Annotated in this window: 22 protein-coding genes; 18 read left to right on the plus strand and 4 right to left on the minus strand. The window is 32.4% G+C overall.

All coding sequences use genetic code 11. The annotated features are described in order from the left end of the window. Positions 1-1,238: 1,238 nt before the first annotated feature. Positions 1,239-2,072 carry a universal stress protein gene (locus ACQZ43_RS10600; RefSeq protein WP_430612434.1) on the minus strand — a complete coding sequence of 278 codons (834 nt, stop codon included), beginning with the start codon at positions 2,070-2,072 and terminating at the stop codon, positions 1,239-1,241. Positions 2,073-2,223: 151 nt separating this feature from the next. Here ACQZ43_RS10600 and mnmE point away from each other — a divergent pair, with 151 nt between their 5' ends. The 12 genes from mnmE (at position 2,224) to ACQZ43_RS10660 (ending at position 17,170) form a co-directional block, all read left to right on the plus strand. Beyond that, complete coding sequence (gene mnmE / locus ACQZ43_RS10605) at positions 2,224-3,615, plus strand: tRNA uridine-5-carboxymethylaminomethyl(34) synthesis GTPase MnmE (RefSeq protein ID WP_430612436.1); 1,392 nt, start codon at positions 2,224-2,226, stop codon at positions 3,613-3,615. Between the two features lie 149 nt (positions 3,616-3,764). After that, positions 3,765-3,959, plus strand: coding sequence for a hypothetical protein (locus ACQZ43_RS10610; protein WP_430612438.1), 195 nt, complete (start codon positions 3,765-3,767; stop codon positions 3,957-3,959). Positions 3,960-4,051: 92 nt separating this feature from the next. After that, positions 4,052-4,243: a helix-turn-helix domain-containing protein gene (locus ACQZ43_RS10615; protein WP_430615657.1), complete on the plus strand. Its 192-nt coding sequence runs from the start codon at positions 4,052-4,054 to the stop codon at positions 4,241-4,243. A gap of 71 nt (positions 4,244-4,314) precedes the next feature. Next, positions 4,315-4,512, plus strand: coding sequence for a helix-turn-helix transcriptional regulator (locus ACQZ43_RS10620; RefSeq protein ID WP_430612440.1), 198 nt, complete (start codon positions 4,315-4,317; stop codon positions 4,510-4,512). Beyond that, the gene (locus ACQZ43_RS10625) at positions 4,513-4,998 is read left to right on the plus strand and encodes a site-specific DNA-methyltransferase (protein ID WP_430612441.1); all 486 of its coding nucleotides are present in this window, start codon (positions 4,513-4,515) and stop codon (positions 4,996-4,998) included. A gap of 47 nt (positions 4,999-5,045) precedes the next feature. Beyond that, complete coding sequence (locus tag ACQZ43_RS10630) at positions 5,046-6,560, plus strand: site-specific DNA-methyltransferase (RefSeq protein ID WP_430612443.1); 1,515 nt, start codon at positions 5,046-5,048, stop codon at positions 6,558-6,560. Between the two features lie 6 nt (positions 6,561-6,566). Then, entirely contained in the window at positions 6,567-7,592 is a 1,026-nt protein-coding gene (locus ACQZ43_RS10635) for a virulence RhuM family protein (RefSeq protein ID WP_430612445.1), read from the plus strand. Continuing rightward, the gene (locus tag ACQZ43_RS10640; RefSeq protein WP_430612447.1) at positions 7,592-10,435 is read left to right on the plus strand and encodes a DEAD/DEAH box helicase family protein; all 2,844 of its coding nucleotides are present in this window, start codon (positions 7,592-7,594) and stop codon (positions 10,433-10,435) included. Before ACQZ43_RS10635 ends, ACQZ43_RS10640 begins: the two co-directional genes overlap by 1 nt. Before the next feature lie 152 nt (positions 10,436-10,587). Next, positions 10,588-12,135: an ATP-binding protein gene (locus tag ACQZ43_RS10645; RefSeq protein WP_430612449.1), complete on the plus strand. Its 1,548-nt coding sequence runs from the start codon at positions 10,588-10,590 to the stop codon at positions 12,133-12,135. Positions 12,136-12,375: 240 nt separating this feature from the next. Further along, positions 12,376-14,901 (plus strand): hypothetical protein, encoded by a 2,526-nt coding sequence (locus ACQZ43_RS10650; RefSeq protein ID WP_430612451.1) that lies wholly within the window; start codon positions 12,376-12,378, stop codon positions 14,899-14,901. Further along, entirely contained in the window at positions 14,898-15,872 is a 975-nt protein-coding gene (locus tag ACQZ43_RS10655) for a hypothetical protein (protein ID WP_430612453.1), read from the plus strand. Before ACQZ43_RS10650 ends, ACQZ43_RS10655 begins: the two co-directional genes overlap by 4 nt. 101 nt (positions 15,873-15,973) lie before the next feature. Next, positions 15,974-17,170 carry an IS256 family transposase gene (locus tag ACQZ43_RS10660; RefSeq protein ID WP_430612455.1) on the plus strand — a complete coding sequence of 399 codons (1,197 nt, stop codon included), beginning with the start codon at positions 15,974-15,976 and terminating at the stop codon, positions 17,168-17,170. 222 nt (positions 17,171-17,392) lie between these two features. Here ACQZ43_RS10660 and ACQZ43_RS10665 read toward each other — a convergent pair whose 3' ends face one another. After that, the gene (locus ACQZ43_RS10665; RefSeq protein WP_430612457.1) at positions 17,393-17,659 is read right to left on the minus strand and encodes a hypothetical protein; all 267 of its coding nucleotides are present in this window, start codon (positions 17,657-17,659) and stop codon (positions 17,393-17,395) included. A 447-nt stretch (positions 17,660-18,106) separates the two neighbouring features. Here ACQZ43_RS10665 and ACQZ43_RS10670 point away from each other — a divergent pair, with 447 nt between their 5' ends. The 4 genes from ACQZ43_RS10670 to ACQZ43_RS10685 all read left to right on the plus strand — a co-directional run bounded on the left by ACQZ43_RS10670 (position 18,107) and on the right by ACQZ43_RS10685 (position 20,473). After that, on the plus strand, positions 18,107-18,292 hold the full coding sequence (locus ACQZ43_RS10670) for a hypothetical protein (protein ID WP_430612459.1): 186 nt from the start codon (positions 18,107-18,109) through the stop codon (positions 18,290-18,292). Positions 18,293-18,504: 212 nt separating this feature from the next. Then, positions 18,505-18,786: a helix-turn-helix domain-containing protein gene (locus ACQZ43_RS10675; protein WP_430612461.1), complete on the plus strand. Its 282-nt coding sequence runs from the start codon at positions 18,505-18,507 to the stop codon at positions 18,784-18,786. Between the two features lies 1 nt (position 18,787). After that, on the plus strand, positions 18,788-20,041 hold the full coding sequence (locus tag ACQZ43_RS10680) for a type II toxin-antitoxin system HipA family toxin (RefSeq protein WP_430612463.1): 1,254 nt from the start codon (positions 18,788-18,790) through the stop codon (positions 20,039-20,041). A gap of 282 nt (positions 20,042-20,323) precedes the next feature. After that, entirely contained in the window at positions 20,324-20,473 is a 150-nt protein-coding gene (locus ACQZ43_RS10685; RefSeq protein WP_430612465.1) for a hypothetical protein, read from the plus strand. 464 nt (positions 20,474-20,937) lie between these two features. Here ACQZ43_RS10685 and ACQZ43_RS10690 read toward each other — a convergent pair whose 3' ends face one another. After that, on the minus strand, positions 20,938-21,342 hold the full coding sequence (locus tag ACQZ43_RS10690; protein WP_430612467.1) for a helix-turn-helix domain-containing protein: 405 nt from the start codon (positions 21,340-21,342) through the stop codon (positions 20,938-20,940). A 184-nt stretch (positions 21,343-21,526) separates the two neighbouring features. On the opposite strand from ACQZ43_RS10690, the gene ACQZ43_RS10695 reads away from it, so the two are divergent. Next, a complete protein-coding gene (locus tag ACQZ43_RS10695) occupies positions 21,527-21,790 on the plus strand; it encodes a hypothetical protein (RefSeq protein WP_430612469.1) in 264 nt (87 codons plus the stop codon). On the opposite strand, the gene ACQZ43_RS10700 is transcribed toward ACQZ43_RS10695, so the two are convergent. Next, positions 21,729-22,139, minus strand: a complete 411-nt coding sequence (locus tag ACQZ43_RS10700) for a hypothetical protein (protein ID WP_430612471.1) — start codon at positions 22,137-22,139, stop codon at positions 21,729-21,731. The genes ACQZ43_RS10695 and ACQZ43_RS10700 overlap by 62 nt on opposite strands. 1,225 nt (positions 22,140-23,364) lie before the next feature. Between ACQZ43_RS10700 and ACQZ43_RS10705 the strand changes: the two genes are divergently transcribed. Next, a complete protein-coding gene (locus ACQZ43_RS10705) occupies positions 23,365-24,462 on the plus strand; it encodes a Fic family protein (protein WP_430612473.1) in 1,098 nt (365 codons plus the stop codon). The last annotated feature ends 53 nt before the right edge of the window (positions 24,463-24,515 follow it).

Genomic DNA, 24,515 nt, shown 5'->3' on the forward strand with positions numbered 1-24,515 from the left:
ACTCAGTCTCTGAATAAAAAATGCAATAATTAAATACTTTCTGCAAACCAAGGCGCATCCGCGCATCCGCAAATAAACGAATCAGCTTCTGCTTGGGTTCAATTCCGAATAAAAATTGCAATCCTTTAATCCTTTGTACAAAATATGGCGCATCCGCGCATCCGCAAATAACCGAATCAGCTTTTCCCTGGGTTCAATTCCGAATAAAAATTGCAATCCTTAAATCCTTTGTACAAAATATGGCCCATCCGCGCATCCGCAAATAAACGAATCAGCTTCTGCTTGGGTTCAATTCCGAATAAAAATTGCAATCCTTAAATCCTTTGTACAAAATATGGCCCATCCGCGCATCCGCAAATCAACGAATCAGCTTCTCCTTGGGTTCAATTTCGAATAAAAAAAGCAATTCTTAACTCCTTTCCGCAAAATAAGGCGCATCCGCGCATCCGCAAATCAGCGCATCAGCTTTTCCTTATTCGATATTTGCATAATCGAACTCAGTCTCTGAATAAAAAATGCAATAATTAAATACTTTCTGCAAACCAAGGCGCATCCGCGCATCCGCAAATAAACGAATCAGCTTCTGCTTGGGTTCAATTCCGAATAAAAATTGCAATCCTTAAATCCTTTGTACAAAATATGGCGCATCCGCGCATCCGCAAATAATCGAATCAGCTTCTCCTTGGGTTCAATTCCGAATAAAAAATGCAATCCTTAAATCCTTTGTACAAACTAAGGCGCATCCGCGCATCGGCAAATAAACGAATCAGCTTCTCCTTGGCTTCAATTCCGAATAAAAATTGCAATCCTTTAATCCTTTGTACAAAATATGGCGCATCCGCGCATCCGCAAATAAACGAATCAGCTTCTGCTTGGGTTCAATTCCGAATAAAAAATGCAATCCTTAAATCCTTTGTACAAACTAAGGCGCATCCGCGCATCCGCAAATAAACGAATCAGCTTCTGCTTGGGTTCAATTCCGAATAAAAATTGCAATCCTTTAATCCTTTGTACAAAATATGGCGCATCCGCGCATCCGCAAATAAACGAATCAGCTTCTCCTTGGGTTCAATTCCGAATAAAAATTGCAATCCTTAACTCCGTTCCGCAAACTAAGGCGCATCCGCGCATCCGCAAATAAGCGAATAGGCCTCTTGGCGAATCAGCACAAAAAAAAACGCACTACTTTGCCAAAGGCAAAGCGATGCGTTTTAAAAGCCGTATTTATCAAAAAAAACCTAGTGTTCGTGATAAACCAATACGGGTATATTGGTGTGGTAGGTGAGTTTTTTGGTCAAACTGCTCGTAAATATCTTTTCGAAGAAATTTCGGTTGCGGGTCACACTGGCGATCAAGTCGATTTGTTCCTTATCGATAAATTCAAAAATCGATTTTTCGGTTTCCTTACTGGAGATAAAGTGAAATTCAACGGGTTGGCCGCTGTATTTCTGTTTCCAAGTCTGTGCTACTTCCGATGCTTCGGTGATTCCGTCGTTGCTCACATGCAGGCATTTGATTACGGCGTTATTGCGCTCTGCTATGGGCAGTAGTCGCGTGAGTGCGGCATCGTCCTGATGGTCGAATACGGTGGTGAAAGCAATGGCGTTTATGGACTTGTAGACGGCATCATGCGGCACGCTCAGCACGGGAACCGTCAAGGTCGATATCGCGTTGGCGGTATTGGATCCGAGGATTTTCTTTTCAAATCCCGACAAACCGCTGGTACCCATAACGACCATATCGATGTTTTCATCCTTGATAATTTTTTTTAAAATGGAATTGAGGTAACCTTCTTCCAGGATAAAGTGCATGGGGATATGACCCAAATCGTGTTTTTCAGCTATTTGTCTAATCGGTGGAACCTGATCCTTAAAATTCTCAAAACGACCTAATTCTATAGTTTTATACACATCTTGTATCATCATCGGATTGGCTGTAGCCGAGATAACCGGCATTTCATAAGCGTGAAGTACATAGAGTGTCGCATTTCTGTTTTCTGCCATTTTAAGGGCATATACCAAAGCATTGTTTGCCGTATCGGAAAAATCGGTGGGAAATAATATCTTTTTCATAGCTGTATAGTATTGTGTTTCCATAAAGATACAAATAATCAGTACAATATAAAAGGCAAAATGTGTTAAGAAATCTGCTTATAGGTTGAAAACTGCATTTTGGCACTGCCGATAAAAGCGTACCTTTGTAGCGGTAAAACAAAACGACAAAATGATATTACAAGATACGATAGTGGCCTTGGCTACACCCTCTGGAGCAGGGGCAATTGCCGTTATCCGCGTTTCGGGTCGAGAGGCGATTTCACTGGTGGCCGAGATTTTTCAATCGGTCAGCGGTAAGGATTTAAACCGCCAGAAAACCCACACCCTACACTTGGGACATCTCATCGATGCCGATAAGGTATACGATCAGGTATTGGTGTCGGTTTTTAAGGGGCCAAACTCTTATACAGGCGAAAATACCGTTGAAATCTCCTGTCACGGCTCTACGTTTATACAGCAGCAAATCATTCAACTCGTCTTGCGCAAAGGGGCTAAAATGGCACAGCCCGGGGAGTTTACCCTACGCGCTTTCCTCAACGGTAAGTTGGACCTGTCTCAGGCCGAAGCTGTGGCGGATTTAATCGCGTCGGACAACGAGGCGAGTCACCAAATAGCCATGCAACAAATGCGGGGGGGATTCTCCAGTGAAATCGCTAAATTGAGGGAGGAGTTGTTGAACTTCGCTTCTTTGATTGAATTGGAACTCGATTTTTCCGAGGAAGATGTGGAATTTGCCGACCGTACTCAGTTTAACGAATTGGTGCAGCGCATTGATTTGGTGCTCAAACGCCTAATCGATTCCTTTGCCGTAGGTAATGTGATCAAAAACGGTATTCCCGTAGCCATAGTCGGAGAACCCAACGTCGGTAAGTCGACCTTGCTCAATGCCTTGCTCAACGAAGAGCGCGCCATCGTTTCGGATATAGCGGGTACCACCCGCGACACCATCGAAGACGAGCTGGTCATTGACGGTATTGGATTTCGCTTTATAGACACCGCAGGAATCCGCCAAACCGAAGACGTAGTCGAGTCTATCGGTATAAAAAAGACCTTTGAAAAGATGGAGCAGGCCCAGGTGGTGGTGTATTTGGTCGATAATACCAAATTAACCGCTATCGGCATCGCTGAAATCAAAAAAGAACTGCGCCGCATCGAGGAGCAATATCCTCAAAAACCGCTGTTGGTCATTGGAAATAAATCCGATATGATCAATACTGCAACACAACAGACCTTACAATCGGAAATTCCCGGTATAGTATTGATTGCCGCCAAACAGAAGCTGGGTATCGATGAATTAAAAGAACGCCTATTGTCCTTTGTCAATACCGGTGCGCTGCGCAACAACGAAACCATAGTCACCAACAGCCGTCATTACGACGCCTTGCTCAAAGCCTTAGAAGAGATACAAAAAGTCAAATGGGGATTGGAAACCAACCTCCCCGCTGATTTGATGGCCATTGACATTCGTCAAGCCCTTTATTACTTTGGCGAAATCACGGGACAAGTGACCAATGATGAGCTGCTCGGGAATATATTTGCCAATTTTTGTATCGGTAAATAAGTTACGTTTCCGTTGTTAAGATATACTTCCTTTTAGCTGACTGTCAGTAAATTAGCACTGATAGTCTTTTCTTTTATGTTCTTTTCTTAGTATATTCGTTGCCACAAAATCATCACATATTTTGAATATGTAGCAAATATCATCACATAATGAAAATCACACTAAGAGAACGTCTATTACCCAGTGGTAAGATAAACCTATCTATCGAATACTATAAAGGTACCATACTCCAACCGGACGGCAAACGCAAAACCGTTAGAGATTATGAAAACTTAAAACTATTCTTACACAGTGAACCTAAAAATCCTAGTGAAAGAAAAGAGAATAAAGAAACTATCCATTAGATCAAATTATTGAAGAACAAATAGGTTCTATAGGTACGCAAAAGCGTGATTTATTCGAATCCAAGATTCAATTTGAATTAATTGTTTCAAAAATTAAAGCTATCCGAAAAGAGAAAGGACTTACTCAAACGCAATTGGGTGAGCTTGTTGGAGTGCAAAAAGCTCAGATTTCTAAAATAGAAAATAATACATCTAATGTAAAGATTACAACATTGTTAAAAGTATTGAATGCTTTGGAGGCTAAGTTAACTTGGGAGATTAAAGAAAATACATCTTTAAAATAGCGAGCAACTTTATTTGTCATCTCCCTAAATCCCCTTATATTTAACACCAAATGTTAATCAAATAACATACAATGAAAATCAATCGATTAAAAGTTGTTCTTGCTGAAAAAAACAAAACCAACAGGTGGTTAGCTGAACAATTAGGGAAAAGTGATGTAACTATTTCGAGATGGTGTACCAATGAGGTACAACCTTCTATGGAAACTTTTTTACAAATAGCAACACTTTTAAATATAGATATTAAAGAATTATTAAACTCTAGTAAATAAATGCAAGAATTCAATTTCAACCAACATATATCTCAATTACTTAAAACAGATAATCGCTTAGTAGATGAAGAAAACGATATACAAATTAATGTACTAAGAGATTTAGTAAACAACCTAGACAGTCAGTTAATAGAACTTTTAATCGCTGATGAAAAGGTTAGAGAAAAGTTTTTTATTAAAGTAAAAGACGTTTACGTATTCAAGCAAAACGATTTTATTTTTTACTTAGATAGCAAAGTATTAGATGGTTCTTATACCCAATATGCCAATCGTATAGGATTGGCTTCTGGGGGTAAGTTTCTAGCGGATAGTACAGATTATGTATTAGATTTTCCGTATAAAGATTGCATTTTAGAAGGTGGACAAAGTACAGAAGAAGGAAACGATGTGTATTTCGAATACAGTGAAGATACTAACGACTATGTTGAAAAACAGCAAAGCGTAAGGAGATTTTCTATAATAACATTATTGCTAAAGATGAAATAGACCGTTTATTAGAACCTAAAGCATTTCAGAAAGTAGTACGCTATGATGTGAATGGCGAAACGATTCCTACCTCATTTACAAGAGATGCAGAATTGAATAGGCAACGTGGTTTACCAGAAGATACCATTACCGATAATCTAATCATCAAAGGCAACAACTTATTGGCTTTACACTCATTAGAAAAAGAATTTAAAGGGAAAGTAAAGCTAATCTATATTGATCCGCCTTACTTCTTTAGAGATAAAAAACCTGAAGATACATTTACATATAATTCAAACTTCCATCTGTCATCTTGGTTAACATTTATGAAATCAAGATTAGAGATTGCGCGTGATTTATTAACGAATGACGGTGTTATATTTATTTCTATAAATGAAGATGGTTTATGTTATTTAAAAGTTTTACTTGATAAAATTTTTGATATATCGAATTTTATAGAAATATTTAATTGGAAGAAAACTGATACTCCTTCTAATCTACCTCACAAAAGCAAAAAAGCTTCTGAATATATTATTTGTTATGAAAAAATAAAGGATAACGTTAAATATAAGGGTCTTTCTAAAAGTAGCAAAAGTAACGATCCATTAACTAAGCCTAAAAATTCTATCAAATTTTTAGAATTTGAACCAGGTCAATTAATATGTTCAGATAAGAATGCTACATATAAAAAAGGTGTTGACTATGGAACAGATAAGTATCCTATGGAATTATTGGATGATTTGGTAATTGAGAACAATACTAATATCACTAAAGTAAGATTTTCAAATAGATTTACTTGGACGCAACAATATTTGAACGACGAATTGAGAAAAAAAACAAGTATATTCTGCTCAAAAAAATCCTTAGTATTAAGTTACAAGAAAGTTGAATATAATATAGAAGCTCCTTTTGACTTAATAGATAGTAGTATGGGAGTTCAAACGTCTGAAAAAGCTGGTAGTGAATTAACCGAAATGTTTGGCAAGGAAGTTTTTAAATATCCTAAAAGTGAGTCATTAATTGAATATCTAATTAATATCGTATCTAATAAATTATATGATAATGATATTGTTTTAGATTATCATTTAGGTAGTGGTACAACTGCCGCGACCTGTCATAAATTAGGTTATCAATATATTGGTATAGAACAAATGGATTATGTAGATACGTTAATAATTCCACGACTTCAAAAAGTAATTAAAGGCGAACAATCTGGTGTTTCAGATTCCGTAAATTGGCAAGGTGGAGGTTCATTCATTTATGCTGAATTAGGAAAGAATAATGAAACAGCGAAAGAGCGTATAGAGGCTTGCAATAGTTTAGATGAATTGGTACAGCTTTTTGAGGAATTAAACACTCGCTATTTCTTAGATTATAACGTGCGTATCAAAGATTTTAAAGAAAACGTAGTCAAAGAGGAAGCGTTTGTAAATCTAAGTTTAGCTCGTCAAAAAGAGTTATTCAAACGTATGTTAGATAACAATCAGTTATACGTCAATCTTTCAGAAGTAGAAGATGCACGCTACAAGCTATCAGAAGATGCCATTCGTTTAACCAAAGATTTTTATCAAATCAAAAACTAATACCCTATGAGCGATCATATACCTATGTTACCTTCAGATGAATTATCTGAATTTATATTGTATACCGACCCATCGGGCAAGGTAAAGGTAGAAATTTTTGTAATGAATGATACGGTGTGGTTAACGCAACAACGTATTGCAGAATTATTTGATACATCAAAGCAAAATATTAGCTACCATCTTTCTAATATTTTTAAAGATAGTGAGTTAGATGAAAATTCAGTTGTAAAGGAATTTTTGACAACTGCTGCCGATGGTAAAAATTATAAAACTAAATTTTATAATCTTGATGCCATTATTTCGGTAGGGTATCGTGTCAATTCTACCAAAGCAACTCAATTCCGTATATGGGCTACCAATACCTTAAAGGAGTTTATCATCAAAGGTTTTGTGTTGGATGATGATAGATTAAAAGAAGGTAAAAAACTTTTTGGTAAAGACTATTTCAAAGAGTTATTGGAGCGTATTCGTTCCATACGTGCCAACGAGCGTCGCATATACCAACAAATAACCGATATATTTCAAGAATGTAGTATCGATTATGATAAGAATTCAGAGATTACAAAGAATTTTTATGCTATGGTACAAAACAAATTTCATTACGCTATTACGGGGCATACAGCAGCTGAAATTATATATCTCAATGCTGACAGTACAAAACCCAATATGGGCTTAAAAACGTGGAAAAATAGTCCTGATGGTCGCATTATTAAGTCGGATACCAATGTAGCGAAAAACTATCTCAACGAAGATGAAATAAAACAATTAGAACGTACGGTTTCTTCTTACTTCGATTATATAGAAGGATTGGTAGAGCGTCGTACTACGTTCACGATGGAAGCATTGGCAGAAAGTGTCAATAAGTTTTTAGAGTTTAACGAGTACAGAATATTAGACGGTAAAGGCACACGCAGTCAAAAACAAGCCGAAAACAAAGCCTTTGCAGAGTACGACGTATTTAATAAAACACAAAAGATTGAATCTGATTTTGACAAAATGGTAAAATCCATTCAAACTAAAAAGAACAACTAATGACTTTATTTCAAGATAAATATCTTTTTGAAACACTAAGAGATAAAGCCCACGATTTAGGGATAACAAAACAGCTTATTCCTAATTATATTACCGATAATTTACGCTTTCCGTTGTTTAAATGGCAAGAAGATGCTATGCAAAATTTTCTGTTAGCAGAAGCAATTAAGCAAGTAGAAAATCCTGGTACAGCATCGCATTATATGTTCAATATGGCTACAGGTACAGGTAAAACGCTTGTACTAGCTTCTACCATATTATACTATTACAAACAAGGCTATCGTAATTTTATATTCTTTGTAGACCAAAATAATATTGTAGGTAAAACAGAAGATAACTTAACAGACGCTAATCATCACAAATACTTATATACAAACCCTATCGTAATTGATGATAAAACGGTTGAGGTGCGTAAAGTAGATAATTTTTCGCCTTATATTGATGGTACTACATTAGATAATCCAGCTATAGATCATATCGAAATTATTTTTACATCCATACACAAATTACATAATGCGATGTATGTAGTGAAAGAAAACGATATGTTTTTAGATGATCTACAAAAACGTGATTTAATTCTTTTAGCAGACGAAGCGCATAGCTTTAATGCTGATACCAAAAAGAAAAAGCAATTAGATTTGGTAGAATTTAAGGAATTAAAAGATGGTGCAAAAGCAGAAGATGTAGAGCGTAGTTGGGAAAATACAGTAACTGGGAAATTATTACAGAAAGAAGGTATCAAAACTTATGTCAATAATAATGTATTGTTAGAATTTACTGCAACAATTCCAAAAGATACCAACGTAGCAGATAAGTACAAAGATAAAATCATTATTAAGTTCGATTTACCCGAATTCCTAAAAGCTGGTTATACCAAAGAAATCAATTTAGTATCATCTAATTTCGATAAAAAACAACGTATTCTACAAGCATTGTTATTCAATTGGTATCGTGATCATATTGCAAGACAATATGATGTTAAAAATTTTAAACCTGTTATTCTATTCAGAAGTAAGTATTCAGATGAAAAGTTAGAAGGAAATGTACAAGAGGATTATACTTATTTCAGGGATATTGTAGACAATTTAAAAGAAGCTGATTTTAATTTCTTAAAAGCTATCAATGTAGAACAAGCTCAAAAATTATATGAAATTGGGCAAAGTAGAATCGTTGATATTGTACGAATTGTAAATGATAAATTTAATGGAGATTATCAACCCATTATCTCGTATATCAAATCTACTTTTAAGGAGAATAATTGTATTGTTACCCATTCAAAAGAGAAGAATGCTACAGGTCGTAAAGGAGAAGAAAAAACAACGTATAATCAAGATAGATTACTAAATAGCTTAGAAGATAAAAACAATCCCATAACAGCTATTTTTACGTGTAAACGTTTAACGCAAGGTTGGGATGTATTGAATCTATATGATATTGTACGTATGTATGAAGGTCGTGATGCGAGTAAAGATACCAAAACAGGCAAACGTAAAGCGGGTACTATTACAGTTTCTGAAGTTCAGTTGATAGGTCGTGGTGTACGTTATAATCCTTTTAAATTTGGAGATGACGAACCGAATAAACGTAAATTCGATAAGCAATTAGATCATCCTTTACGTGTATTGGAAGAATTTTATTTTCATTCTGATAAAGACGAAAGATACATTGATGAGCTAAAGTTAGAGCTAAAAAATCAAAAGTTGTTTTCAGATGATAAGAAAGTGATTAAACATTTTGATATTAAAGAACATATTAAAAATGACAAAGACTCATTCTATCATCAACTAAAAATATTTGCTAACGATAAATTAGAAAATCCTAATCGTCGTAAAACTACATTAGAAGATATAGTTCAAGCTTTCAAGTTTGAATATACTATTCCATCTTATGACTATAAAGCCGAAAAGGTAATTTTAGAAGATGGGAAAAAAGATGAAGTTCGACATAGTCAAGGCAATGAAGATAAAAAACAGATAAAGAAAAAATTAGCAGATATTTTAGTAAGCAATCAGAAGCATATATTTTTAAAAGCGTATAATGAAGTAGCTAAAAAAGAGAATTCATTATTTAGATTTGATAAACTACAACAAGAGTTACAAATTTCGTCAATAGATGATTTGTGGTCAGATGGTTTTATAGGTAAATTATACATAACGTTATACTTGCCTAAACAATACGAAAGTTTGAGTGATGTAGAACCAAAACATTTAGTGAAAGCTTTTGTACGATTCTTCGAGCAATTTATAGCAGAATGGAAAAAAGAAATTCACCCACATATTGGTAGTGATTTTAAAGCAAAACCTTTTAAATATTACTTTGAAACTCCTAAACCAGTAGCTGTTTTAGAAGATCCAAAAAATACAGATTATGAAAATAAGCTTGTAACTAAGGATTGGTATGCATTAAATCATTTTCACGGTACATCCGAAGAACAATCTCTTGTAGATTTCATTATCAATACGATAGAGAATTTCAAAGAAAAATACGAAAATGTATATTTATTAAGAAATGAACAAGTATATAAAATATACGACTTCAAGGATGGAAAAGGTTTTGAACCAGATTTTCTATTGTTTTTAAAAGAGAAAGAAGCAGATAGATATTATCAAGTATTTATCGAACCTAAAGGTTCTCAATTTAAAGATGCTACAGGTAAATTTGATAATAGTAAGGAAGCTTGGAAGGAACAGTTTTTAAAAGAAATTACTAATAAATATGGTAAAAAAGATGTATTAAAAGTAGAAAACAAAGAATATCGTTTAGTCGGTTTACCTCTATACAATGCAACAATAGCTAATATTGTAAAACAAAGCTTTCATGAAGATTTAAATGTAGATTTATAATATTAAAAGCAGTGTGTTTTAACGAATAATAGCCTTCGAATTGAAGGCTGTTTTTTGTTTACACTAATAATTATAGAAGGCTCGCTATTTTCCTTTAGTTTCTTATGTTTTGATTTGATATATTTACTTACTAACCTTAGTATAAAGAATACATGAAATTACACTCTATAAAGTTAAAGAACTTTCGAAGTTATAAAGAAGAAACAGAAATTGTATTTGATGATTTAACTGCTTTTGTAGGAAAAAATGATATTGGAAAATCTACAGTATTAGAAGCTCTAGATATATTTTTTAATGATGGCAAAGGAAACTATGTGGTGAAATTAGATAAAGATGACATCAATAAATCAGCTCTTTCACAAGGAGATAATATGGTTCAAATTTCAGCTGTTTTTACAAGTTTACCAGAATCAATAACAATTGACTCAACTAATCCAACAACATTTGAAGACGAATACTTACTAAATGCTAATGGTCAATTGGAAGTTATAAAAAAATATTCTAATGCAGGAACAGCTAAAGTTTTTATTAGAGCTAATCATCCAACAAATCCTCATTGTAAAGATCTATTAACAAAAAGGAATACTGATTACCGAAGAATTATTGAGTCAAATCAAATTACTTGTGATAATCAAGCAATTAATGCAACAATGCGTAAAGCTATATGGGATTATTTTGAGTCTGATTTAGATTTACAAGAAGTTGAAATAGATACGTCTAAAGAAGACGCGAAGAATATTTGGGATAAAATACAAACATATCTTCCGCAATACTCTCTTTTCCAATCAGATAGAAAAAACAGTGATAATGATAGTGAAGTTCAGGACCCTTTAAGAAAAGCTGTAACACAAATTTTAGCTGATCAAGCGGTTATTGCAATGTTTGAAGATATAGCGGGAAGAGTCTCAGCTCATCTAAATGAAGTATCAGACGCTACATTAGAAAAATTAAGAGAAATGAATCCTGAAATTGCAAATTCTTTAAATCCTATTATACCAACAGCTAGCGCCTTGAAATGGGTTGATGTTTTCAAGAATGTCTCAATTTGTGGCGATGAAAATATACCAATAAACAAAAGAGGAAGTGGGGTAAAACGATTAATTTTATTGAGTTTCTTTAGAGCTGAAGCTGAAAGAAGAATTCGTTCTGGAAACTCGCAATCAATAATCTATGCTATTGAAGAACCAGAAACATCACAACACACAGACCACCAAAGATTGCTAATAAATGCTTTTAAGGAACTATCTCAAGCAGATAATACACAAGTTTTATTAACTACTCATAGTTCAATCATCGTAAAAGGTTTGGCTTTTGAAAATCTAAGATTAATTAAAGTAGATAATCAATCAAATAAAACTATTTCAGAGGTTCTGCCAAATCAACTACCTTATCCGTCCCTAAATGAGATTAATTTTATAGCCTTTAATGACCTTACAGATGAATATCATAATGAACTTCACGGATATTTAATTGCTGAAGAATACTGGAATGAATTCAAGACTAGTAAAGAATTGATGGATTATATTAAGCAGTTTTCTACTGGTACGCCGCGAAGTATACAGATTTGCTTAACTGAATATATTAGACATCAAATTCACCATCCAGAAAATCCATTAAATTTAAGATTTACATTTGATCAATTAACAGAGTCTGTAAATATGATGAGAGAGTTTATTTTAGAAAAAAGAAGTGAGTTATAAAAACTCACTTCTGATAAAATAGTCGATATTGACCTTGATAAGGAAAACTTCGACAATGGTGTGTTACATTTTCAAGTTTTCCATAACGGATTCTTGTATATGATTTCACAAATACAGGTTTTACACCTGAACAACTAATGCATTTCATAGCTTTTAAACTTTAGGTTAATAACCTAATTAACTGAAAGTGCTATCTGCAAGAGTTAAGCAAATATATACTAATTTACACTACTAAAAAATATGAATTTTAAACTATTAGCTATACGTCCTTTAGAAGGATGTGATCCAAACTTATTAAAGGGATTAAAAACAAACTGTATTTACCGCTTTTATAATGAATATGAGTTTATTAATTGTATTGATAAGAATGTTAATTCTCAAGATTACATAAAGTCTAGGAAAAGTGATAACATAGAATATTTTATTGGTTATGAAAATCAAGTTGTTAGTAAAATTAAGTATATAAAACAAGTACCAGACAATTTTTATTCAAATAATATTAATGTATCCGCGGTTGTTGGAGAGAATGGTAGTGGAAAGAGTAGCTTATTAGAGTTAATTTACTATTTCCTTTTTGATTATTCGGTATATGAAGAAATAATTATAGAAGATGAAGATAATCCTAAAGTTCACCAAAAGATTTTCAACATAGAGTTTTACTGTTTTTATAATGGAAAAATAATAAAAATCATTTATAGTTCTAATCAAAATCTAAATGTTTCCGAATTCATTTTAAAAGGACAATATTTTGAAATTGAAGAAACTAAAGAACTTAGTGATGTTGTATTTTTTCAAAATACATTTAAATATAAAAATAGTATACTTAAAAGTTTTTTACCATTTTACAATATTGTTTCTAATTATGGTTTGTATGGCTTAAATAGTAAACTAGATGGATTTGGTTGGGTAAAACACATAATTCATAAAAACGATGGATATCAAACGCCTATTGTTATAAATCCATTTAGGACTTATGGTAATATTGATATTAATAGAGAATACACATTATTACATCAGCGATTAATTATTAATCATTACGTCATTAAGAATAAAGATTTACTTGTAAATATATCCTTAGATAAAGTTAGTTATTCAATTAATATTTTAAAACATCAATTTTATAAATACTACATTAATGAAGATTTTATTTCAACTATAGGAGATAATGTACAAGTGGAATTATCAAGTAAAGAAATAATCACTGAAACTAAGAAAAATATTTTAGTTAGAGAATATAATTATATAATTGTCAATAGATTAAAAAAAATACTTTCTTTATTATTTAGTGATGAAGGTGTAAGAGGCTTTTTAGAATCATTAATTAATGATATTAGTAAAAGTGATATACTCATTAATTATTGGAACACTAAAGTTGAAAATACTGAAAACTTCATACTTGACAAATCAAATCCCAACCTAAATAGAGAAGAAATAGAGTATCTAAATCTTTTATATATATTTAAAAAATTAGAAAAAATCACCAAAGTTTATGAAGAGTATGAAAGATTCAATTATATTTTTTCAGAAGTAAATCAAGATGAAATATTTTCTTTAAAAGAAAAGAATATTGATGAATTAAATAAATTATGTTCTAAAAATAACGATGAAGATAATTCTGAGGAATTATTTTTAATTGTTGATAAAGCATTTACTTCATTTGAGGAGCTTTTAATTCCAAAAAAAAAAGATGCTAATCTTAATTCTCGAATAGATTTTATTCAAAGAATAATTAATGAAAATAAAGATAACCAAGGAAAATTAAATTGTGAAAGCTTACTAAATTCAATAGTAAGTATGCTAAATAATGAAAAAAAGCTAGATTTTATCTTATACATCAAACGGTTAAAAGAAAATAAGACGCACATAGGATTTAAAGTAAAGCAAGCAATAAGTTATTTTGAGAATGACACACTTAAAAACTTGTTTGTTGAAAACGTAGGTGAATTAAATCCTAAAACTGGTTTCTACGATTTTAAAGTGAATGACAATTACTTTAAAAAGTCCGATGGAAATGATGAGAGTTTTAAAATTGATAATGTCCCTCTCGCATTTTTTGAATTGGATATTTTAGTTAAAAAAGACGGGCAAAAATCTACCTATCCATTTAGTTATCTAAGCTCAGGTGAACAACAAATGATAAATTCACTATTAACGATTTCTTATCATTTGTTTAATTTAGAATCGAATCATGGCACACCGTATAATAAACTAGAATACAAAAATATTAATATAATTATGGATGAAATAGAGCTATACTTTCATCCTAATTATCAAAAGAATTATGTAAGAGAATTACTTCGAACCCTATCATTTTTTAATGAATTTAGTTTTAATGTAATATTCTCAACACATTCACCTTTTATCTTGTCAGATATACCTTCACAAAATGTTTTAAAATTACAAGATGGGTTACCTGTAGATAGAGAACAAATAAATTCATTTGGAGCAAATATACACGATTTATTAGCGGATGAGTTTTTCTTAAAAAATGGAGCTATAGGTGAATTTGCTAATTTTAAAATTAATGAGTTAGTTAATTTTATGTATTTGCAAAATAAGATTTCAAATCTAAATCAGGAATTAAAAAATTCTGAAGACGAAGTACAAGAAAATTTTAAAAAGTTATTAGAGTACTATAAAAAACAACTTTTAAAGCTGAGGAAGTATAAGACGAAAGAAATTGAAGAAGTTATTCAATTAATTGGAGAACCATTAATAAGAACTAAAATGGGAGAAATGTTTAATAGAATTAAGAAGTTGATATGATATTTATTGAACACTTTGAACATGCGAAAAATTATCACCAAAAAGTATTAAATTGTTGGTTTATACATAAATTATACAAGAAAAGCGATTTAAAAAAAGTTGAGTATGAATGTGACTTATTGAATTGTGAATGCTGTAAGGAAATTAATGAACATGGTGCTTATAAAGAAAGAAAGTATTATGAATACCTAAATGAGCCAATTAGAGAATTTTTAAAAGAAAATTTAGAAAATATTTTTACTAATGATTTTTCTAAATTAAAAGAATTTTATCAAAGTAACATTCTATTAATTAGTAGAAATGAAAATGAATTAAAAAAATTCATAATTGAATCAACCTACACAGATTTTTTTCAGAAAAAATGTGGACGCAAGTTTTTAAATCTTTTAAATATAAATACATGCTTATCGTGTAATATTAACTATACATTAGAAGTAACAAAATCGCATAGTAGGGCTCAATTAGATCATTTTTTACCCAAAACACATTTTCCAATCCTAGGTGTGAATTTTTATAATTTAATACCTGTTTGTGCTAGATGCAATCATTTAAAGGGTAGTGGAAAGAGTAAGAAATGGTGGTTTACTAATTATAATAAGATATATCATCCATATTTTAAAGAGGAAGAAATTTTTAAATTTAACTTTAGCTTTTCGAAAACTAAAAATGAATTTGAAATTGAATTTATAAAAAGCTCAATTAAAGATTTTAAAACTATAGAAGTTAATAGATTACATGATATCTATTCCGCTCATAGAGATTTCGAATTAAGAGATTTGTATAACTTAAGAATTAAGTACAATGAAAACTATTTAGATCAAGTACTTAGCTTTTTTGAAAAGAACGGATTGACTAGAAGCGAATGCTATGAAATGATTTTTGGTATCAGTGTTGATGAAAAAAAATATAGTAAGCGACCATTTAGTAAATTTAAATCAGATATAATTGAGGAACTATTAAAAATAAAATAATTTATTTTTTTCGACACTGTACCAAAAACTGTGTAAGTATGAAATTCTGCTTGGGTTAAAACCGAGCAGAATTTTTTTATATATTTAATATTTATACAGTTATGAAAACAAAAGACCTATTCCCAGATGAGTTTTTCAAACAGTTTAAAACTGGAGAAGAACTCCAAAGCTTCCTAAAAGACCTGCAAAAGCGAGGAATTGAAAAAATGCTAGAAGGCGAGTTAGATGCTCACCTGGATTACGATAAGCATGATTCAAGAAAGGGAAATAATGCGCGTAATGGCTATTCTAACAAAAAGATAAAGACCAGTTACGGCGAAGAAGAAATAAAGGTCCCTAGAGACCGTGATGCAAGTTTTAACCCCATGCTTATCCCTAAACGAAAAAGTATGGTAGAAGGCCTAGAAAACGTTATTGTATCACTTTATGCCAAAGGGATGTCCGTTTCTGATATTGAAGAACAAATCAGAGAGGTTTACAATTTTGATGTCTCTCAGTCCACTATTTCTCGTATAACTGATGCTATCACTTCTGATATTGTAGCTTGGCAAAATCGCCCATTAGAGCCTGTTTATTTAATTGTTTGGATGGATGGTATTGTATTTAAAGTTAGAGAAGGTTCTAAAGTAATTAATAAAACCATCTATATCGCAGTAGGATTAAAACGTGATGGACGTAAGGAGGTCTTAGGACTATGGCTTGGAAAAAATGAATCATCTTCCTTTTGGATGAGTGTTTTAACCGATATGAAAGCCAGAGGAACTGAAGATATTTTAATTACCGCAACTGATAACTTAAACGGTTTTACTGACACCATACGCACTGTTTTCCCTGAATCTAAAACACAAATCTGTGTTGTACATCAGATACGAAATGCCTGTAAATACGTTGTTTGGAAGGACAAAAAGCAATTTACTACAGACATGAAAGCGATTTACAATGCTCCAACCAAACAAGCGGCTGAAGCTGCTCTAAACGACTTTGCTACTAAATGGGAACATAAATATTCCTATGCCATCCAAAGCTGGAGAAACAACTGGGAAGATCTTACTGTATTCTTTGAATTCCCCGTAGATATTAGGAAAATCATATATACCACCAATCTAATTGAGAATCTAAACGGTAAAATAAGGAAGTATACCAAAAATAAATTATCCTTCCCTACAGACGAAGCTGTCATGAAATCCGTATATTTGGCTGTAAGAGAAGCAACTAAAAAATGGTCAATGCCTGTGAGAAACTGGGGTGTTATTATTGACCAATTCTTAATCCTATATCAAGAAAGGGTTAGACTCTAAAAAGTAGAACCTAACCCAAGCTTTATTTTTTAACTTACACACTTTAAGAGACAGTGCCTTTTTTTCACCGCATCCGCATCACATAATCCCTCTGAGCCCTAATGAATATAGGGATATAAGATATTGTATCGGCAAGTAAAAGCATTCAGGGGTAAAAAAGCAGTTGTAGGTTGCTACTATGCTTTTTTTGCCTGTTTAAGATCTTAGCGGTCGTGCTCTAAATTAGTTAAGCCTCCAATTATAACCCACAGAAATGGCAATCGAAGTAAACTCGTATTCCATGTTTACTTCCTTATCGTTATTTAAATTATCTATAAATTTATGAGAGCGTTTCGGAACATATAGACCCGCAGAGATTTTGTCGCCTTTTTTCCCCACATAAATGTCTAGATTAATACTAAGAGTCAGTCCGTAAGAAACCATATCATAATGAGAATCTCTGTCTACTTTAAGAATGGAATTATAAACTTTAACTTCATCTTTTTTCAATCCATTTCAGTTGTATTCATTTTATTACGAAAACACGTCACTTTACGGAATACCATAATGTTCGTTCCTTTATTTTCCTTTTCTTTACGATTTTAAAACCAAACGACACAATATGGTGTTATAAAAGTTTTAATTTGATAAAATAAAAGTAAATGTTCTTTACTAACAAAATTTACGAAATCTACAAGACTTTTTTCTTTTGCTTTCGTTTCTTTTATTTGCAGCAAAACACTATTATGAAAAAAGTTATAATTATTCTTTTACTTTCTACTTTTTTTATATCGGTGTAAAGATACCGCAAGATTATACTCATCAGTATATAATCAATCTACCTATGATGAAGAAGTGAATACTGAAAATACCTCTTCGAATGATTACCATATAAATCGCGATTTTATATATGAATACCGAACAGGTTCGTCTGGGAGCTATGAATATAATTATGATGTGAATGGATATGATGAATACGGAAATCCCGTAGAAGGTAATATTGACGTATCAAATGGAGATGGAACTGGCTATATTTACGATGAGGAAGGTAATGAGAAAACTATCGAGGTAGAATTTACCGGATATGGAGAGTTAGAAGGATATGATGAAGATGGAAATTATTACGAATTAAATGTTGATTAATAAAACAAAGTGTTTGATGAGAATAAGCAAAATAAAGCATTATCCAAAGAAAAATTTGCTCAAGCTATATATAATGATGAAGTCAGAATATCAGATGAGAGTTGGGGAAATTTTAGACATATATTCGAACATATTATTTAGAGTACAATTTACTATATGATTGATATTTCAGTCATTTGTGTTATATTTGTATGAAGTAACAATCATTTTGTATGAAAAATCAAGTCGTCTTACCAAAATTTAAAACGTTATTAGGGCAAATGGGTGAAAACATAAAGCTTGCTCGTATGCGTCGAAAATTAACTGCTGTACAAGTGGCTGAGCGAGCCGGTATTGCTCGTTCTACCTTATATTTAATCGAAAAAGGAGAAGCTAGCGTGGCTATGGGAGCTTATTTCAACGTATTTCGTGTATTGGGTTTACAAGATGATTTTTTAAAACTCGCAGCAGATGATGAGTTTGGTAGAAAATTACAAGATTTAGATTTATTGTAAAATGGCAACACAAAAAACAGATATTTATGTGTACGCACATTGGGTAGGATTGGAAAATCCTGTTTTGTTAGGTGTATTAGTCGCACATCAGGCTAAAGGTCGCAAAGCTTTTAGTTTTGAATACGATAAAGAATGGTTAAAAACGAATAGTCAACGTCTGATAGATCCCGACATTCAATTTTACTCAGGTCAGCAATTTCCAAATAATAAAGAGAACTTTGCAATCTTTTTAGATAGTATGCCCGATACTTGGGGACGTACATTGATGAAACGACGAGAAGCACAATTAGCTCTGTTGAAAGGAGAAAAAGCTAAAACGCTGTATGATATTGATTATCTATTAGGTGTTTACGATGAAACCCGCATGGGAGCTTTACGCTTTAAATTAGACCCTAATGGTACTTTTTTAGATAATGATAATGAAAAAGCTACACCACCTTGGTCAACCGTTCGAGAGTTGCAACAAGCGGTAGTTCATTACGAAAATGATACAAATAATGAAGCCATAAATAAATGGTTACGGGTATTAATCGCTCCTGGTTCATCTTTAGGTGGAGCTAGACCGAAAGCCAATATTTTAGACGATAAAAAGCAACTATGGATTGCTAAGTTTCCTTCTAATAATGATACAATTGACAAAGCTGCTTGGGAGTTTTTAACGTACCAGTTAGCTATAAATGCCGGTATTGAAATGGCAGCGTGTAAAATTGAAAAGGTGAATGGTCAGTTTCATACTTTTTTCACAAAACGTTTCGATCGAATTGGAACGGAAAGAATTCATTTTGCATCAGCTATGACCATGACAGCTAATAATGAAGATACGATAAAAAATAAACCTGCTAGTTATTTGGATTTGGTCGAGTTTATTCAAAATTATGGTAAGGATGTCAATGATAATCTAACTCAATTATGGCGTAGAATTGTTTTCAATATAGCTGTTTCTAATACCGATGATCACTTGCGCAATCACGGATTCATTTTAACTAACGAAGGTTGGGTATTATCTCCAGCATACGATTTAAATCCTTCTATTGATAAAGATGGTTTAGCTTTGAATATTGATATGGATAATAATGCGTTAGACTTTGAATTAGCCAAAAGCGTGGGAGAATTCTTTCGATTAACAGAAGATAGGATGGATGAAATTATAACAGAAGTACTAAATGCTGTTAAACAATGGAAAGAATTAGCTACTAAAATTGGTATTTCCCGTTTGGAACAAGAACTAATGCAAGCTGCTTTCAAATTTTGTTAAACAAAATAGTTATTAATTTCTGTACCACTATTGTACAACACATTCCATTCAAACTCTTGTAAATAAAGAGAAGTAAGATATTGTATCGGGAAATAAAGATATTGTTCAAAATGCTGTATAAGTAGTTAAAAATGAATATAGTAGGTAAGAAATTAAGTCATTTTTTTTAAATTTTATACAGTTGTGAAAATAAGTGATTCAATTGTGATTGTATTATAGCATTGTGATAGGGTATTGAACAGATTATAGTCATGTTTAGGGAAGTTTCTAAATAGGGATAGAATGAAAAGTTTTGATGAGAAAGCAAATGAGGTAAATAAGCGATCAGAAGAAACGAACTTGGGTAGAGATCTAGGGCTTTGCCCAAAATGTACTGATGTTTTGACTTCAGAAAACAACCATAATCAAAAAAATATTTTTGTTGATATTTAGTTAATAGATGGAGGAGCTGAACATTAAATATTTCAACAAATTCCATTATTGATTTATTTTTTGACGATGAAAAGGAAGATTAATTGGATAATGGATATCATCGATGTGCTATATGATTCTAATAAATTATTGTAGATAATTCTATTTTGACACAATCAGAAGGCCTACTTTTATCGATAAACTGTCTTTACAAACACAAAACTCTCCATATGTTTGAGAGTTCTTATTTATAACGTAGACCACGCGAGAGGACTCGCGCGGTAGCGTATCCGGATATTTTTAATACTCGCGCACCAGCGGGGGGAATATATTCTGAATCATCTAAATATTCTTAAATTAGGTGTAATAATTCCTTAGCATCAGTAATCTCTGCTTGTCTAATTAAAGCTTTTATCTCTTTTTTTTGTAGAATCTGTTGTTAAATAAATTTCATTCTATACTTTTAGATAAATATGTAAACGTCCCTATTCACTTGAAAGCAGTTTTTCTAAATAAGCTACCTTTTCTTTTTCTGCTTCTAATAAACGCTCATAAAGTTTTTTATTTTCTTCATGCGCTTCTATTAATTTATCAAGTGGATTAAAAGTGCAGAAGTTGTTATTCAGATTAATTGGACTATCTGTAATGGTACTATTGATAACATTCATTACTTTATCATCGGAGTATTCCTTGATTGCTTCAACAGGTACTTCTAATATCTTAGCAATACTTTCTAATTTAGAATCTTCAACAGATTCACTGTTTTCTATAATGGATACTTGTTGCTGACTAACGCCTAAAAGCTCAGCTAAGGTTATTTGCTTCATTCCTTTTATTTCTCGGATTCGACTAATATTTCTTCCTATATGTTTTTGAGTGGCTGTTGTCATGGCTTAATCTGTTTAGGAGTTTTACAAATATACTAAAGAGGTTTTCTAAAACCTATTGTGTATCTATGTGTAATAATAGTGTAAGATACTAATTTTCAATTGTATTATACAAGTAAAATTAGTTCTATACCGCTAAATCCATTGCAAACTTTGACAGTATTAATAACCAAAACACTGTTGACGTATGAAGACTAAATTAGAAATCAACGAATTACAAGGTATTCCCCTTGTCGTTCAAGAGAAACTTCTCCATGAGATAAATAATGGGAATGTTGAATTAATTTTTGCAACAAGTCCGCATTTCTCAACTATTAATCAAATAACGGTTATTCTGAATAAGGATATACCAGAGGCTAAAAGGCAAGAACTGCAAGAATCTTCTTGGACTAAAGAAGTGTTTTTATCTTTGAAAACTCACTCAGAATTTCACAAAAACGAGAGTATTTAAAGCCTTCAGGATTTTCTAGAATATACTCTTGCCATAACAAATATTTAATAACACCTATTTTTTTCAATTCTATCAAAAAATAAGAATATACAGATTCTAAATGAATTCTACGCTGATTATCTAAAATGGAGTCTTTTTCTATTAAAACTAAACATTGAGCTAAATCACTATCTTCCATAGATACTAGCTCTGCTAATGAATAATTAGTTTGTTGTGCTAGCTCTAAATAGGACGCTATAGTTCGACGATTTATACCTGTTTGCAGAGCTATATTTCTTTGTGAAACGCCTCTGTCTAAAAACAACAGTACTTGCTTTATTTTGTGCATAGGAAGAGTTTTATTAGCCATATTTAGAATAATGTTAGGGTTAAAAACATATCCTAAATTAGCTTAATTAATATTTTATACTCTTCAGTGGTGTACTTTGATTTGGAATAAGTGGTGCACTATATGCCGGAATGTCAGTTGTTTATTGATAAAAAAACTAACACTACTGGTGCACTTTAACGGAATAAGTGGTATACTTTGTCGGAATAAGTGGTGCACTTTGTCGGAATTAATGGTATACTTTGATGGAATAAGTGGTGCACTTTAACGGATTCGTGGTGCAGTATAGAGTGGAATATCCATGGGAGGTGGCGGCTTTAGTTAAAATACTTCAAATCGACGATACCGATTTACAAAACCAAAAATACTATGCGTACAACGCTTTGCATTGGTAGGTTTTTCATCAAAGCTAAAATCAATTAATTATGGAAAATTCCAGACAATACATCACCCAAGAACAAGAATCTATTAATTACCTGAATGAAGGCCTGTGGGGAGTCTTGTACTGCTAGCAGTGAAGCTAGCGCCTCGATGTGGCGAAGGAGTCCCGAAAGGTGATTTCTCCATATCGTTCTCGCGTGACAAGCAGTTTGGGATTAAATTAAGCCTTATCCTCGGATTTGCCAAATCTTCCAAATACAAACCAATTTTTCCATTAAGTCAAATGCCCAAATTGCTTGTAGCATATGTTGGCGGTGGTATTAGTTGCTACAAGTTTCATTGATTAAATTTTATATCGTTAGATTTTCCAATTTAAAGGCTAATGCATTGGTGATATTTTGGCCATTATATAGATGTAGAGAAGTGTTGTAGATAATACCGAGCAGAAAGTATGTTTCTGGTATTATTATCCCCAGCGATTGGGCAAAAAGCAATTTGTTCTTTGTCCCATGAACTTTTAGAAAGGTTTGTTTCTGTGCGATATCTGATATAAGATTATAAACCTTCATTTCTAAAAACCAAGATCTCCCTGATAAGGGAAAAGTGGTATTCCATGACCTTATGATAGATTGGTTTACTTATACAGATAGAACGAATAAGATTGTTAACACTAAAATGTTTGAGAAATATTACTTGAAAATTCTTCAAAAAAAATCAAATAGTAGACTAAAAGATGGAATCAATAATAAGGTGGCACTGTCTCATAAACGGTATAAGTTTAAAATTTGCGGTGAAAAAACAGACTATTCACCGCATTTTTTGCGGAGAATAATGGCTATATTTACCGTATAAATCAAAAAAATAAATGGGAATCTACATCCATCAACTAAAAAACTGGCCTAATTTGCAGTGGAATGAGCAGGAATTTATTTCGTTATTAAGCGAAGTAAGGAACTTGCAAGGCAAACTTATGGGTAAAGTTGAATTGCTGGGTTTCGAATTAAAAGGCGAAGCCAATTTAGAAACCTTGATTCAAGATGTACTACAAACTTCTGAAATAGAAGGTGAAATATTAAACCCGGAAATCGTGCGTTCCTCTATTGCAATAAGACTTGGATTGGAATATTTTGGCTTAGAACAGTCAGATAGACATATTGATGGAATTGTAGAACTAATGCTAGATGCCACTCAAAACGACAACAAAACTTTGACGAGTGAGCGTTTGTTTGGTTGGCATGCAGCGCTATTCCCAACGGGAAGAAGTGGTATGCATAAAATTGAAGTCGCCAATTGGCGTTCAGGTGCGATGCAAGTGGTTTCAGGAGGCATGGGGCGCGAAATAGTTCACTATGAAGCTCCAAAAGCGGAACGGTTAGCGTCAGAAATGAAACAATTTATAGACTGGTACAATAATGAACAAAATTTAGAATCATTACTAAAGGCTGCTGTCGCTCACCTATGGTTTATAACCATACACCCTTTTGATGATGGAAATGGGAGAATAGCCAGAGCAATTACAGATATGCAGCTTTCAAAATCCGATGGTGTAAATCAAAGATTTTACAGTATGTCGACTGAAATAAACAAACAAAAGAAAAGTTATTACACCATTTTAGAGCGAATTCAAAAGGGAGATTTAGACATCACCGTATGGGTTATTTGGTTTTTAAAATGCTTAAAAAACAGTATTCTTCACTCGAATGCAATCGTTGATAAAGTAATAAAAAAGCATCATTTTTGGGTTAAAAATGCGGGTTTATTAAGTAATGAGCGCCAACAAAAGATGCTTGACAAACTTATGGATGATTTTGAAGGCAACTTAAATACGAGCAAATGGGCTAAAATGACCAATACTTCCCAAGATTCTGCACTTAGAGATATCACCGATTTAGTAAATAAAGGCATTTTGATTAAAGCCAATTCAGGAGGAAGAAGTACCCACTATATTTTAAAAGATATTTAAAAAGTAAGAAAAACTAAAATGCACTTTACAAGCGACAAAAATCCATGCATTAT

The organism is Flavobacterium sp. JP2137 (assembly GCF_050562195.1).
GTDB lineage: Bacteria > Bacteroidota > Bacteroidia > Flavobacteriales > Flavobacteriaceae > Flavobacterium.

Coding starts and splice junctions, on each gene's coding strand:
- ACQZ43_RS10660 (WP_430612455.1), top strand. CDS start 15,974: ATGAAAACAAAAGACCTATTCCCAGATGAGTTTTTCAAACAGTTTAAA.
- ACQZ43_RS10600 (WP_430612434.1), bottom strand. CDS start 2,072: ATGAAAAAGATATTATTTCCCACCGATTTTTCCGATACGGCAAACAAT.
- mnmE (WP_430612436.1), top strand. CDS start 2,224: ATGATATTACAAGATACGATAGTGGCCTTGGCTACACCCTCTGGAGCA.
- ACQZ43_RS10645 (WP_430612449.1), top strand. CDS start 10,588: ATGAAATTACACTCTATAAAGTTAAAGAACTTTCGAAGTTATAAAGAA.
- ACQZ43_RS10700 (WP_430612471.1), bottom strand. CDS start 22,139: ATGGCTAATAAAACTCTTCCTATGCACAAAATAAAGCAAGTACTGTTG.
- ACQZ43_RS10655 (WP_430612453.1), top strand. CDS start 14,898: ATGATATTTATTGAACACTTTGAACATGCGAAAAATTATCACCAAAAA.
- ACQZ43_RS10620 (WP_430612440.1), top strand. CDS start 4,315: ATGAAAATCAATCGATTAAAAGTTGTTCTTGCTGAAAAAAACAAAACC.
- ACQZ43_RS10650 (WP_430612451.1), top strand. CDS start 12,376: ATGAATTTTAAACTATTAGCTATACGTCCTTTAGAAGGATGTGATCCA.
- ACQZ43_RS10680 (WP_430612463.1), top strand. CDS start 18,788: ATGGCAACACAAAAAACAGATATTTATGTGTACGCACATTGGGTAGGA.
- ACQZ43_RS10640 (WP_430612447.1), top strand. CDS start 7,592: ATGACTTTATTTCAAGATAAATATCTTTTTGAAACACTAAGAGATAAA.
- ACQZ43_RS10695 (WP_430612469.1), top strand. CDS start 21,527: ATGAAGACTAAATTAGAAATCAACGAATTACAAGGTATTCCCCTTGTC.
- ACQZ43_RS10635 (WP_430612445.1), top strand. CDS start 6,567: ATGAGCGATCATATACCTATGTTACCTTCAGATGAATTATCTGAATTT.
- ACQZ43_RS10690 (WP_430612467.1), bottom strand. CDS start 21,342: ATGACAACAGCCACTCAAAAACATATAGGAAGAAATATTAGTCGAATC.
- ACQZ43_RS10610 (WP_430612438.1), top strand. CDS start 3,765: ATGAAAATCACACTAAGAGAACGTCTATTACCCAGTGGTAAGATAAAC.
- ACQZ43_RS10685 (WP_430612465.1), top strand. CDS start 20,324: ATGAAAAGTTTTGATGAGAAAGCAAATGAGGTAAATAAGCGATCAGAA.
- ACQZ43_RS10705 (WP_430612473.1), top strand. CDS start 23,365: ATGGGAATCTACATCCATCAACTAAAAAACTGGCCTAATTTGCAGTGG.
- ACQZ43_RS10625 (WP_430612441.1), top strand. CDS start 4,513: ATGCAAGAATTCAATTTCAACCAACATATATCTCAATTACTTAAAACA.
- ACQZ43_RS10675 (WP_430612461.1), top strand. CDS start 18,505: ATGAAAAATCAAGTCGTCTTACCAAAATTTAAAACGTTATTAGGGCAA.